A 13,504-nucleotide genomic window follows, 5' to 3' on the forward strand; every position below is an offset into this window, starting at 1 on the left:
GGCCTCCATCGAAAGTTACAACTCGCGCGCCGTCCTTCGATCCGCCAAGTGCTGTCAGGAGCCAGATGTGTGCGCGAGGGCTGACGGCAATGGTGGAGGCATACCTCGTCCGCAGCCAGAAAGAGGCAGGCCAAAGCCGTGTTCGTCGCCTGGAGAGACCTGAAGTTCGCCAAGGGGCGGTTCGCCCTGATGGGGACCGTCATCGTGCTCATCACCCTGCTGGTCGGCCTGCTGTCCGGACTGACTGCCGGGCTGGGACAGCAGAACATCTCCGCCATCACCGGCCTGCCGGCCGACAGGATCGCCTTCCAGGCGCCCAGCGGCGGCCAGGACGTGTCCTACTCCAACTCCACCGTCACCGCCAAGCAGTGGCAGCAGTGGGCCAAGACGCCCGGCGTGGAAAGTGCCGAACCGCTGGGCATCACCACCACCAAGGCCACCGCCGGCGACAGGAGCACCGGGGTATCCGCCTTCGGCATCCAGCCCGGCTCCCGCCTCGCCCCGGACAGCGACAAGATCAACGGTAAGTCAGTGGTGCTGTCCACCACGGCCGCCGACGACCTCGGACTCAAGGCGGGGGACGCCTTCACCCTGGCCGGTAACCAGCTGACCGTAGCCGCCGTCAAGGGCGACGCCTCCTTCAGCCACACCCCAGTGATCTGGACCAGCCTCGATGTCTGGCAGAAGACCGCACCCCCCACCACCGGCGGTGACGGCCCGACAGCGACCGTGATCGCCCTGAACACCACCTCTAACACCGATCTGGCAGCCACCGACCAGGCCGTCGGCACCAAGACGCTCTCCAAGGACGACTCACTCTCCGCGATCGGCTCCTACACCTCCGAGAACGGCTCCCTGCAGCTGATGCGCGGCTTCCTGTTCGCCATCTCCGCCCTCGTCATCGGCGCCTTCTTCACCGTGTGGACCATCCAGCGCAGCGGCGACGTCGCCGTCCTCAAGGCGCTGGGCGCCTCCACGGCCAACCTCCTCAAGGACGCACTCGGCCAGGCCGTCGTCCTACTCGCCGGCGGCACCCTGCTCGGCACCGGCCTCGCCGCAGGTCTCGGGGCGCTCGTCTCCGGCAGCGCCGTCCCCTTCCTCCTCACCCCCACAACCGTCCTGCTCCCGGCCGCCGTGATGATCCTCCTCGGCCTCCTCGGCGCGGGCCTGTCCATCCGCCGCATCACCTCCGTCGACCCGCTGACCGCCCTGGGGAGCGCCCGATGAGCCTCAACCTGACCGACATCACTCTCACCTATCCCGACGGCGACAGCCGACTGACCGCCCTCGACAACGTCACGCTCGACGTCCCCAAGGGCAGCCTCGCGGCCGCGATCGGCCCCTCGGGCTCCGGCAAGTCCAGCCTCCTTGCCGTCGCCGCCACCCTCATCACCCCCGACACCGGCACCGTCACCATCGACGGCCTTCCCACCACCGGTATGAGCCGCGGCGAGCTCACCGATCTGCGCCGCCACAAGATCGGCATGGTCTTCCAGCAACCCAACCTGCTGCCCTCCCTCACCGCCGCCGAACAGCTCCAGGTCATGGCCCAGCTCAACGGCCGCTCACCGGCCAAGGCCCGCACCCGCGCCCTCGACCTGCTCGACGCGGTCGGCCTGGCCGACCTTGCGGGCCGCCGCCCGCACCAGCTTTCCGGCGGCCAGCGCCAGCGTGTCAACATCGCCCGCGCCCTCATGAACAAACCCACCGTCCTCCTCGTCGACGAACCCACCAGCGCCCTCGACCACGAACGCGGCGCCGCGATCATCGACCTGATCACCCGCCTCACCCACCAGCAGGCCACCGCCACCGTCCTGGTCACCCACGACCGCACCCACCTCACCGCCGTCGACCGGATAGCCGAAGTCCACGACGGCCGCCTGCTCCACCCCGCCCAGAGCTGAAACATGCCGGGTGGCCCGGCATGCCGCCTCGCCGGCGCCACCACACACCCGGCCCTCTCTCCAACACCCGCCCGCTCCCATCCGCACCGGCTACGGACAGAACGGCCCCCCACCGCCAGAAGGAGCGCATCCCCTCATGAGGAAGCTCTACTACTCCGCCGTTCTCTGCACCGTCCTCGGCCCGGCCACCGGCCTCTACTACCGGGAGCTGACCAAGGCCAACGACTTCACCGGACCGACTCAGCTGGCCGTGGTCCACACCCACCTGCTCACCCTCGGCACGTTGGTCTTCCTGATCACCATTGCCCTGGGGAAGACCCTGCACCTGACCCGCGGCCGGTTCTTCTCCGCGTTCTTCTGGACCTACCACGCCGGACTCATCCTCACCACCGGCCTCATGACCGTCCAACGGCACCATTACCGTGCTCGGCAAGGACACCAGCCCCGCGATCTCCGGAATCGCCGACATGGGCCACATCCTCCTCACCGTCGCACTGGTCTTCTTCTTCGTCTGCCTGCACCACCGCCTGCGCCTCGACCTCACAGGCACGACACGGACCGAGACCGATGAGCAGACTGAGGTTCCCCCTGTCGACCGGACAGCTTGATACTGGGACGGATGGTCCCGGAGGGAGCAGTCACAGGTAGTGAGTGGCAAGAGCAACATGAGTAAGCGGTATACACGGCCGAGTTCAAGCGGGACGCGGTCGCCTTGGTGTTGTCCTCGGAGAAGACGGTCACCGAGGTCGCGAGGAATCTGGGCGTGAGCCCGGAAGGGCTGCGCGGGTGGGTGAAGCAGGCGAAGGTCGACCGGAGTGAGGGACCTGCCGGGGCTTTGACCACTGCGGAACGTGAGGAGCTGGTCCGGCTGCGGCGGAAGGTTCGCGAGCAGGAGGCCACGATCGAGGTTCTGGGAAAAGCGACCGTCTTCTTCGCTCAGGACAAGATGAGGTAGATACCGTGGCACGGTGTCGTTTCATCGGTGACGAGAAGGCATCGGAGGGTAATCCTGCAGGTCACAGCGTTGCGTTTTTGTGTCGTGTGCTGGGAGTGCCCCGTTCCACCTACTACGCGCACAGGGCACCACAGCTGGCCCGGACGATGCGGGAGCGAGCCGAGGAGGCGCTGGTGGGCGAGATCCGGGTGCTTCACGCCGGATCTCGCGGTGCCTACGGGGGCTCCGCGGATCCACGCCGCCCTGCGGCGTGGCCGGGCGGGTGGTGAACTCCATGAAAATCGATCGACTGATGCGCAAGCACTGGATCGTCGGGATCACCCGCCGCCGGCGGCGGGGCCTGACCTGGCAGGCGAAGCGAGCGGTGTTCGCGCTCGACCTGATCGGCCGGGACTTCACCGCGCCCCAGCCCGGGATGCGGTTCGTCGGCGACATGACTGAACTTAGCACGCTGGAAGGGAAGTTGTATCTGGCGATCTGTATCGATCTCGCGACGCGGGAGGTGGTCGGCTGGGCGATGGCCGACCACCACCGCGCCGAGCTGCCCGTAGCCGCCCTGCGGATGACGGTCGGGCGTGGCGGCCTGGAGCAGGGTTGCGTCATGCATACGGATCGCGGCAGCGAGTACACGAGTGAGCGGACCGGCTCCGCAGATCGGGCTCGCCAAGTCCTACCCGGGCTTTTCACCCATGGGTCCGGTGCTGGTGACGCCCGAAGAGTTCGCCGACCCCGACGATCTGGCGATCGACTGCTCGCCCCCGGCTCGGTCTGGCAGGTGATCGGCATCGGCAAGGCGAACATACGCGTCGCCGCGGTGGCCATGGTCATGGGCGGGAACGCGCGTACCGGACTGGAAGGCGCGCAATACACGGAATACACGGTGCTCATCCCGAGTGCGGCCGGGTACTCCAGTGCTTGCGTCGCTTCAGTCGCTGTTGCCCTGCGGGCCCGGAGCGGGGGGAGCCGCTCCGGGCCAGCAGGTGGATCGGTCGTTCTCGAGGTGCGGTCTGTCAGTAGCTGGTGGTGACTGTGACGCCGGAGAAGCCGTCCACGGCGTGCAGGCTGATGTAGTTGGCGCCGGCCTGCGGGTTGTTGACCGTCAGGGTATGGCTGTTGCCGGTGCCCGTGGCGCGTTGCGTGTAGCTGGTGGTGCCGGCCCAGCCGGTGTTGCTGTAGTACAGGTCCGCGTCACCGGTGCCGCCGGAGGTGGTGATCTTGAGCTGGGTCGTGCCGGCCGGTACGTAGAGGTACAGGTAGGCGTAGTTCCCGGTGGTGGCCGACTGGTTGCTCCGCCGGCAGTTCTGGCCCAGCTCCCGGGTGTCGGTGCCGGTACACTCGGTGATGCCACCGCCGCTGCCGACCGTGACGGCCCGGGTGGCGGTGGTAGTGGCGCCCTTGTCGTCGGTGACGGTCAGTTTCACCGTGTAGGTGCCGGCGGTGCTGTACGTCTTGCTGGGATTGGTGGCGGTGGAGGTGGTGCCGTCCCCGAAGTCCCAGGACCGCGATGCGATGGTGCCGTCGGAGTCGGTGGACTGGTCGGTGAAGGTGACCTTCAGGTCCTGTATCACGGTGGTGAACGCGGCGGTGGGAGCCTGATTGCCGGGCGGGTTGGTCCCTCCACCGCAGCCGCCGGCCGCGCAGCCGGCCAGCCAGGTGTACCAGTCGTTGTTGTAGCGGGTGCCGATCGTGCTGGTCAGGTAGGTGCGGGCGGCGTTCCAGTTGCCGGCGCGGTAGTAACCGAGCACCTTGTCCATGTCGGCGCGGTGGTTCTCGAGCATGTACCGCACGGCCAGGTAGCCCCAGCGGTAGACACGGGTGGTGTCATGGCTGTACGTGGTGTCGAACAGCGTGCTCAGGGCGTACGTACGTTTGCCGGCCTCGGTCATCGCCGCCGTGTACGGGACTCCGCGGTAGGAGTAGGAGACGTACTCGGCGAAACCCTCGATCCACCAGATGGTCGGGGTGGTGATGTTGGCGCTGAAATCGCCGTACATGTCGAAGCGACCGTCGAGGTAATGGGTGTACTCGTGGTTCAGGTTCCAGATCTGGAAGTCCGGGCGCAGCCACTCTGCCTCGTAGGCGATGAAACGCGGCTGGTTGCCAGCAGCGGTCGGGTCACCCTCCAGGTACATGCCGCCGTTGTTGGTGTCGATCCCGTACATCGCACCGGCGTACGTCTGGTAGTCGGTGCTGGAGTCGTACACCACGACTTCGATCGCGTTGTTGTTGTCGCCCGCGACCGGCCCGTTGTCCCGGGCTATGTTGTGGAAATAGGCGTCCTGGCTGCGCAAGCTGTTGCAGCTGGAGGACAGTTCGCCCGCAGTCATCTGCTGGGCCAGGATGCGGATGCTGGAACTGCAGGTGTAATTGACCCGCAGCACCTCGCTCTTCAGGCGAGCCTGAAGGTCACAGGTGTTGTAGTAGGAGCAGTTGGCCTTGTCGTAGTAGTCCGTCATCTCCGCGACGCCCACCCACAGCGGGGCGGTGCGGCCGGTGATCGCGCTCTGGTTCAGCAGACCGGCGGCCAGGGGACGAACCTTGCTACGCAGACTCGTGTGCTGCAGGAACCGGCCCAGTTCGCGTCCGGCGTTGGAGGTCAGGTACGACTGGTCGGTGCCCAGGAGCGCGATGTGACCGGAGGCGAAGTTGTGCAGGGCATCGATCACACTGGGGTCCGCCTGGACGGTACTGACGAACTCCGGCACTTGGTGGCCCCGAAAGGTCACCGTGTAGACGTTGTTGACGGCGTTCAGCATCCACCAGGAGGCATTCCAGGAGGAGTTGTAGTCCGCCAGCAGACGCTTGACGACGTACAGGTAGCGGGCGTTCTCCTCGGAGCTGTCGATCAGGGTGACTGCTTCGGCCAGGGTCTCGCCGTTGGCGTCGGTGACGTCCCGGGAGCGGGGACTGGCGAAGAACGCGTCGAGGCCGGAGCGGATGGCAGTCTTCAGCGTGCTGCCGTAGGCGCCCACCGTACTGGCGTTGTAGTAGTGGACGTAGTAGCCGGCGCGCAGGTAGAGCACGAGCTGCGGCATACCGGTGCTGGAGTTGCCCGGGTAGGACGCCGAACCGTCGCGCACGGCGTACGCGACGGTGGCCATCTGCGCTTCACGGAAGGCGTAGTAGGCGTCGTTGCCCGATAGATTGAACAGCGTGTTGACGCAGTCGGTTGTGGACGTCTTGATCTGCTGGACCAGGGCGCTGCCGGTACGGGAGGTGAAGTCGGAGACGTTGCACGCGGCGGCCGCAGCGCCGGTCTTCTTCCCGGCGGCACCCTTGGCTGCCGTGTCGATCGACTTGGAGGGGACCGGCGGCTTGCCGTGCTCCGCGTACGACTTCTTGAGTACGTCCTTGCTCGCCGCCAGCGGCGGGAGCGCGGAAACCTTCTGACGTCCCTTGGCGACGTGCTCGGTTTCCGCGGTGGTCGACTGGGACGCGGGCGGAGGATCCGTGTGCTTCCCGTTCGCGGCCGCGGCCTGTGCGACGGGCACCGGGCTTCCGCTCCGGGCGCTGGCCGGCTGCGCCAGCAGGCCGGCGCCCATGGTGATGGTCAGGGCCAGCGGCAGCGCCGCGCCCAGACTTCGCCGGACGAGTGACTTTCTCACTACGCCTCCCGTGAGGGTTTGAGCCACGCGGTGCGTGGCCTGGGGGGATGAGGAGGTACCGGATTGGACCACGCCGTCGATCACATGGGGCACGACTGATGCGCGATTGGCATGACCACAACCTGTGAGATGTACCATTGCACAGGTCACATGACGCACGGAAGGCATCCGGGTGAATCCAGGGTTGCCAATCGATCCATGGATGCCGGGACTTCATGCGCGGCAGGAGGAGGCATGCGGCCTCTGAGTAGCGGATGTTGAGAGTGCGGACGGGACTTGTGGGCGTCGGGCTGACGGGGTGCCGGGTGGTCGGCGACGCCGGTAATCCGTCGGTTTCATCGGGCCGAAGCCGCCGGAAGGGTCGGCGGGCGCGCCGACGGGCTCGATCGTGGACGTTGTCGAGCCGCGGATTCGTGAACTGCTCGAACAGTGGCCGGAGATGCCGTCGGCGGTGATCGCCGGGCGCAGCCAGTGCCCGGCGATCAGGCCGGGCCGCCGACCCGGAAGGCCGGACCCGGCGGTGATCCGCCGTGAGCAGCCCGCGACCATCACCAGCACCGGCGGCCGTCCCGCCTGGCCGAGGCCGAGCGGGAGCCGGCGGACAGAGGCGCAGGTCCCACTGGCCGCCCCGCCCGGACCCCCGGGCACGGCCGGGCCGCGGTCCGGGTCGATGCCAAACCGCGGGTGCGCGTCCGGGGCAACGAAGGAGCCGCTGGCTTCTGGAGGCCCTCAACTGACCGATGTTTGCCGGTCCGCCGGGCGGCAGGGCCCGGGCTCGACGGCGATGAGGGCGTGGGGTTCGCAGGGCGGGGCCGTGGTGATCATGGCGCGCTTGTGCATGCCGAAGAACATGGCGGGACCACCAACCGACTCGGTGCGGCGTCGACACGGCCCTCGAAATGGCCGGCGGCCACGATCGCACCTGCGGCGGTCGGCGAGAGGTAACCCGTTACATAGTAATGTGACATTTTATAAGCTCCCGTTACCGGGCTGTCTCGTGCCCGGAGCGACCAGTTCCGCGCCCTCTTGCCCCTGACCGACCACCGAAGGAGCGCTCTGTGCCCCCTTATGCCACTGCCCGCCCGCATACCGGTAGTCATGACCTGCCCGTTTCCGCAGCACTGGACTCGTTCATGAGCACCGGCTGGGCGCCCTCCCCGCTCCCCGTGGACACCCGGGTACCCGGCTGCACCACTCTGCCGGCCCGCCGAGACCGGCTCTCGGCCCGCTTCCCCGGTGAACGGCTCGTCGTGCCTTCCGGTGTCCTCAAGGTCCGTTCCAACGACACGGACCACCGTTTCCGCCCGCACAGCGCCTACGCCTGGCTGACCGGCCTGACCGGCGAGGACCAGCCCGGCCATGTTCTGGTCCTCGAACCGACGGGGCCCGAGGGCCATGAGGCGGTGCTCTATGTCCGCCCCCGCTCGCCGCGCGACAGCAGCGGCTTCTACCGCGACCGCCGCTACGGCGAGTTCTGGGTGGGCCGCCGGCCCGACCTGGACGAAACGGCGTCGCTCACCGGCCTGCGCTGCGTGCACCTGGACGAGCTGCCCGAGTTGTTCACCGGCCCGCGTCCACCGACCCGCCTGGTGACCGGCGTCGATCCGGCGCTGGATGATCTGGTGGCCCGGGAGAGCCGTTCTCCGGCCGGAGACTCCGGGCTGGAGACCGCGCTGTCGGAGCTCCGGCTCGTCAAGGATTCCTGGGAAATCGGCCAGCTCCAACTGGCCGTCCATCACACCACGGTGGGCTTCGACGATGTGGTGCGGGCCTTGCCGCGGGCCCTGCGGCACCCCCGTGGCGAACGCTGGATCGAGGGTGTGTTCAATCTGCGTGCACGGGCCGAAGGCAGCGGAACCGGGTACGAGACGATCGCCGCATCCGGCGCCCACGCCTGCGTCCTGCACTGGATCCGCAACGACGGCGCACTCGACCCCTCTCAGCTCCTGTTGCTGGACGCAGGTGTGGAGACCGACACGCTCTACACGGCCGACATCACCCGCACCCTCCCACTGTCCGGACGCTTCTCCGCCGCCCAGCGCGATGTCTACGAACTGGTCCTGGCCGCCCAGGACGCCGCCATCGCCGTCCTGCGGCCCGGCGCCCGGTTCCGCGACTTCCACCAGGAGGCGATGCGCGTCATAGCCGAGGGCCTGCACGAGTGGGGCATCCTGCGCATACCCCCTGAGAAGGCGCTCGCCGAGGACAGCGGTCTGTACCGCCGCTACACGCTCTGCAGCAGCGGGCACATGCTCGGCATCGACGTCCACGACTGCGCACAGGCACGCGCGGAGGCCTATCTGGACGGGGTACTGGAGGAGGGCCACGTCCTCACCGTCGAGCCCGGCCTCTATCTCCAGCCCGACGACGAGACGCTGCCGCTGGAACTGCGTGGCATGGGTGTCCGTATCGAGGACGACCTGCTGATCACCTCGGACGGCGCGAAACTCCTTTCGGACGCCTTGCCCCGTAACGCCACCGACGTGGAGGAGTGGATGGCCCGGCTGCTGGAGCACTGACCGGTCGCCGTAACGGAAGAGACGGCCCTCGGTGCCCCGAGGGCCGCCGACTCGCAGCTTCCTCCCCTCCGCCCGCGCTTCGCTGACCGGCCCTCCCTCAGAGGGTTGCGGTGTGACATGTCACCCGCCATATTGTTCCCTGTCATGTCCCCGACGCCGGGCGTTTCATGGCCGCGTCGAGCGAGGCGCCCCTGCCGTCCGGCGTTCGCTCCACTTACAGGGAGGTGCTCCATGCACGGTGTTCCATTACGGCTGTCAGGGCCGATAGCGGCGGCGGTGACCGCTCTGATCGCCACACTCCTTCTCGCGCCGACGGTTTCGGCCAGGGAAGACGTCCCGGCCCGGCCGGGCCCGAACGCGCAGGAGAAGGCCGCGGTGGCCCAACTGGTCGAGGACTATGGCGTCTCGGCAGCGGAAGGCGAGCGTCGCATCGCGCGACAGGACGACCAGGCCGCTCTGGCCACCGAATTGCGCGAGAGGCTGGGAGCGCGCTTCGGTGGAGCGTGGGTGGACCACGAGCGAGGGGGGAAACTGAGGGTCGCGGTGACCGAGAAGTCCTCGGCATCGGTCGTGAGCACCCTGGCATCCGGAAAGACCGCGGTCGAGGCCGTGCTGGTCGAACGCGGCATGGACGAGTTGCGGAAGATGTCGGACGCGCTGGCCAAGCGGATCACCAAGGCGAACAAGGGGGCGCGACACGGCCTGCAGTCCGCGGTGGTGACCGAGAAGAACGTACTGCGGCTGGACGTTCCGCGAGGAAGGAAGCTGACGGACGAGCAGCGGAGCGTCGTGCGCTGGGCCGAGCAGAAGTTCGGGGACGCGCTGGTCGTCGACAGCTACCGGCACGCGTCCCGGCCGGTGTACTGCGGCGGCCAGTACTCGTGCGACCCGCCGCTGCGCTCGGGACTGGCCATCTACGGCGGCAACACCCGTTGCACCAGTGCCTTCATGGCCTATGACAGCTACGGCTACTACATGATGACCGCCGGGCACTGCACCGAGGCCGCCTCCTATTGGGAGGTACCGACCTACAGCTACGGCTACCAGGGCGTGGGAAGCACGGCGGACTACCACTTCGGCTACTACGGCGACTATGCCATCGTGCGGATCAGCGACACCGCCTTCTGGCAGCCGCGAGGCTGGGTCTACACCACTCAGCCCATCCGGAGCTGGGACTACGACTATGTGGGTCAGTACGTCTGCAAGCAGGGCTCCACCACCGGCTACACCTGCGGGCAGATCACCGACGTCAACGCCACCGTCCACTACCCCGGACGCACCCTGACCGGCATGACCTGGAGCACGGCGTGCGTGGCACCAGGAGACAGCGGCAGCGGTGTCTACAACGGATCCACCGCCCACGGCATCCTCAGCGGTGGTCCCAACAGCGGATGCGGCATGATCCATGAGCCGATCAGCCGGGCCCTGTCATCCCTGGGAGTCAGCCTGCTGGCCGGCTGACCGAGAAGGCGCTGTCGCACGAGAAGCGGAACATGTGACGGCGCGCCCGGCCGAAGAGCCGGGCAGGCGTGGATGACCCTGCGTCCCGCCCACCTATCCGCGCATATGCAATGTCACCTGTCGCATTGTGTATCGCGCTGCCGGTGGCCCGGAGCAGTCCCCTCCGGGATTCCTCCGGGCCACCGGGTCCCATCCGGCCGTGTCTTCCGCACGGCCGCTCTCCTCAGGAGGCAGTGCGTGAAAAGAAGACTCCAGCGACCACGTTCCGTGAGACTGAGCGGGCTGATATTGACCCTGTGCCTCGGGACAGGGTTGCTCGCCGCTCCGGGTTACGCCGCTCCGGTTCCCGCCGTCCAGGAGGCGACCGGACAGCATGCCCGCGAGGATGTGCCGCCGCCCCAGGCGTCGCTGCAAGGAGGCTCTGGAGAAGATCCTGAGCACGTACGCGGCGAGCCACTGAAGGTCGAGGAGCGGGCGCCGCTTCCGTCGACCGCGGATGCGCTGCGGCGGGACTACGACGACCCGGCCTCCCCCGCACCCCTTCGGAGGCCGTCCATGCGAGCACTCCCGGAGGAAGCCGGGGGCAAGGGGAAGGCGCCCGCTGCCGCGGACTGCCGCCCCGAGGCCTTCACCAGCCGTTCGGGGCACGCCCTGGTCCAGCGGATCAAGGCGTCCACGACCGACTGCGTCAACACGCTGTTCGACCTCACCGGGAGCGACGCACACCGGGCCTTCCGCGAGGACCGGATGACGAGTGTCGCCTACGCACTGCGGGACGGCTCCGCGTCCTACCCGGGCGACAGCAGCACCGGCATGACCCAGCTCCTGCTCTACCTGCGCGCCGGCTACTACGCACACTGGCACGACGAGGCCACCGAGGGTGCCTACGGCCCGAAGCTGCGCACCGCCGTCCGTGCCGGTCTCGACGCGTTCTTCGCCAGTCCCCGTTCCCGGGACGTCACCGACGCCAACGGCGAGACCCTGGCCGAAGCAGTCACCCTGATCGACAGCTCCGAGGAGAACGCCCGCTACCTGTACGTCGTCAAGCGTCTGCTGGCGGACTACAACTCCTCCTGGAACTCCTCCCGGTGGATGCTGAACGCCGTCAACAACGTCTACACCGTTCTCTTCCGCGGCCATCGGACACCGGACTTCGCCGTCGCGGTGTCCTCCGACCGGAGCATCCTTCGGGCCCTGTACGACTTCGCCTCCTCGCACAGGAACCTCCTCGGCACCGACCGGAGCCATCTCGCCTCCAATGCCGGGCGCGAGCTCGCCCGGTTCCTGCAGCACGCCTCGTTGCAGAAGACGGTCCGGCCGCAGGTGGCCGCGCTCCTGGGCAAGAGCTCCCTCAAGGGCGCCACCGCTCCGCTATGGGTCGGCATCGCCGAAATGACCAACAGCTACGACAAGACCCGGTGCGGCTACTACGGCACCTGCGACCTCCAGCAGCGCCTGGCGAGCAGCGTACTGGTGATCAACCACACCTGCAGCGCCAGCCTCCGCATCCGCGCCCAGGAGATGACCTCGACGCAACTGGCGTCCACCTGCCGCAGCCTGGCCGACCAGGATGCCTACTTCCACAGCATCGCCAAGGACAACGGGCCTGTCGCAGGTGACCGCAACACCAGCCTGGAAGTGGTCGTCTACAACAGCAGCACCGACTACCAGACCTACGCCGGTGCCGACTGGGGCATCAACACCAACAACGGCGGCATGTACCTCGAGGGGAACCCCTCCGCGGCCGGCAACCAGGCCAGGTTCATCGCCTACGAGGCCGAGTGGGTACGCCCGGACTTCGAGATCTGGAACCTCAACCACGAGTACACGCACTACCTCGACGGCCGCTTCAACATGTACGGCGACTTCAATGCCAATGTATCGACTCCCACTATCTGGTGGATCGAGGGTTTCGCCGAGTACGTGTCCTACTCCTACCGCAACCTGCGCTACGACGCGGCCATCACCGAAGCCGGCAGGCGCACCTATGCGCTGAGTACGCTGTTCGACACCACCTACAGTCACGACAGCACACGCGTGTACCGGTGGGGTTACCTCGCCGTGCGCTACATGCTCCAGTCCCATCGCGCCGAGATGGACACCGTCCTGGGGTACTACCGTGCCGGTAGCTGGAACACTGCCCGCGCGTACCTCACCGGGAGCATCGGCACACGCCACGACAGCGACTGGTACAACTGGCTGGCACGGTGCGCAGCCGGCGACTGCGGGGGTTCCACCACTCCGCCGGGCAACCGGGCTCCCACTGCGGCGTTCGCGGTGTCCGTCAGTGGTCTGACGGCCAACTTCACCGACCGCTCGACGGACTCCGACGGGACCATCGCCTCCCGTTCGTGGAGCTTCGGGGACGGAACCACCTCCACCGCGGCCAACCCGGCCAAGACGTACACGGCACCGGGCACCTACACCGTGACGCTGAAGGTCACCGACGACAAGGGCGCGACCAGCACCGCGACCCAGAGCATCGCCGTCGGCGGCGCGGACGCCACTCCTGAGTGCACGGGCGGCGACACCCGGGAACTCGGCCGCAACTGCAAGCGAAGCAACCTGTCCGCGACCGCGGGGAACTACGCCTACCTCTACGTCTACATCCCCTCCGGCGTCCAGCAGTTGAAGATCACCTCGTCCGGGGGCACCGGCAACGCCGACCTCTACTACAACAGCAGCACCTGGGCGACCACCTCCGGCTACACCAGCAGGTCCACAGGCGCAGGCAACAGCGAGACACTCACCATCACCAATCCGCCCGTCGGCTGGAACTACATCAGCCTGGCTGCCGCGGCGGACTTCTCCGGAACGACGGTCAAGACCGAGTACTGAGCCCTGATCCACCGCCGACCGCCGGGGCGGGCGCGATCCTCGCGCCCGCCCCGGCTTCTCCCTTTTCTTCCTGATGGAGGATTCGAGCCTCCCCACCCAGTGAGACATGTGACATATTACTGTGGTGCTCGTGAGGTGCTTCGCGGCGGCATCGCCATCAGCCCGAGGTGTGTCGGTACGGCGCCCCCTGCACCCGCTGCGACCGATGTCGGCCCGAACAGA

At 67.6% G+C, this 13,504-nt stretch carries 8 protein-coding genes and 3 pseudogenes; 10 read left to right on the forward strand and 1 reads right to left on the reverse strand.

Annotated features, from left to right (window positions below; genetic code table 11):
• Positions 1-138: 138 nt before the first annotated feature.
• The 6 genes and pseudogenes from ACZ6A9_RS15250 (at position 139) to ACZ6A9_RS15275 (ending at position 3,886) form a co-directional block, all read left to right on the forward strand.
• Positions 139-1,227, forward strand: coding sequence for an ABC transporter permease (locus tag ACZ6A9_RS15250; RefSeq protein ID WP_451779191.1), 1,089 nt, complete (start codon positions 139-141; stop codon positions 1,225-1,227).
• Positions 1,224-1,904, forward strand: coding sequence for an ABC transporter ATP-binding protein (locus ACZ6A9_RS15255; protein WP_387029564.1), 681 nt, complete (start codon positions 1,224-1,226; stop codon positions 1,902-1,904). The genes ACZ6A9_RS15250 and ACZ6A9_RS15255 overlap by 4 nt, the downstream gene beginning before the upstream one ends.
• Positions 1,905-2,040: 136 nt before the next feature.
• Positions 2,041-2,298 (forward strand): annotated as a pseudogene (locus tag ACZ6A9_RS15260) (DUF2871 family protein); the annotation flags it as partial.
• Between the two features lie 22 nt (positions 2,299-2,320).
• Entirely contained in the window at positions 2,321-2,512 is a 192-nt protein-coding gene (locus ACZ6A9_RS15265) for a hypothetical protein (protein WP_468985732.1), read from the forward strand.
• Between the two features lie 83 nt (positions 2,513-2,595).
• Positions 2,596-2,859: pseudogene (locus ACZ6A9_RS15270) on the forward strand (transposase); the annotation flags it as partial.
• Between the two features lie 274 nt (positions 2,860-3,133).
• Positions 3,134-3,886 carry a transposase gene (locus ACZ6A9_RS15275; protein WP_468984809.1) on the forward strand — a complete coding sequence of 251 codons (753 nt, stop codon included), beginning with the start codon at positions 3,134-3,136 and terminating at the stop codon, positions 3,884-3,886.
• Here ACZ6A9_RS15275 and ACZ6A9_RS15280 read toward each other — a convergent pair.
• Entirely contained in the window at positions 3,870-6,464 is a 2,595-nt protein-coding gene (locus tag ACZ6A9_RS15280; protein ID WP_468984812.1) for a collagenase, read from the reverse strand. The genes ACZ6A9_RS15275 and ACZ6A9_RS15280 overlap by 17 nt on opposite strands.
• Before the next feature lie 370 nt (positions 6,465-6,834).
• On the opposite strand from ACZ6A9_RS15280, the pseudogene ACZ6A9_RS15285 reads away from it, so the two are divergent.
• From ACZ6A9_RS15285 to ACZ6A9_RS15300, 4 genes and pseudogenes are all read left to right on the forward strand, one after another.
• A pseudogene (locus ACZ6A9_RS15285) lies at positions 6,835-6,984 on the forward strand (IS21 family transposase); the annotation flags it as partial.
• A gap of 613 nt (positions 6,985-7,597) precedes the next feature.
• On the forward strand, positions 7,598-8,983 hold the full coding sequence (locus ACZ6A9_RS15290; RefSeq protein ID WP_451776871.1) for an aminopeptidase P family protein: 1,386 nt from the start codon (positions 7,598-7,600) through the stop codon (positions 8,981-8,983).
• A 276-nt stretch (positions 8,984-9,259) separates the two neighbouring features.
• Entirely contained in the window at positions 9,260-10,444 is a 1,185-nt protein-coding gene (locus ACZ6A9_RS15295) for a S1 family peptidase (RefSeq protein ID WP_468984814.1), read from the forward strand.
• Between the two features lie 555 nt (positions 10,445-10,999).
• The gene (locus tag ACZ6A9_RS15300) at positions 11,000-13,282 is read left to right on the forward strand and encodes a collagenase (RefSeq protein ID WP_407111639.1); all 2,283 of its coding nucleotides are present in this window, start codon (positions 11,000-11,002) and stop codon (positions 13,280-13,282) included.
• Positions 13,283-13,504: the final 222 nt, after the last annotated feature.

The organism is Streptomyces sp. NPDC041124 (genome assembly GCF_055592385.1).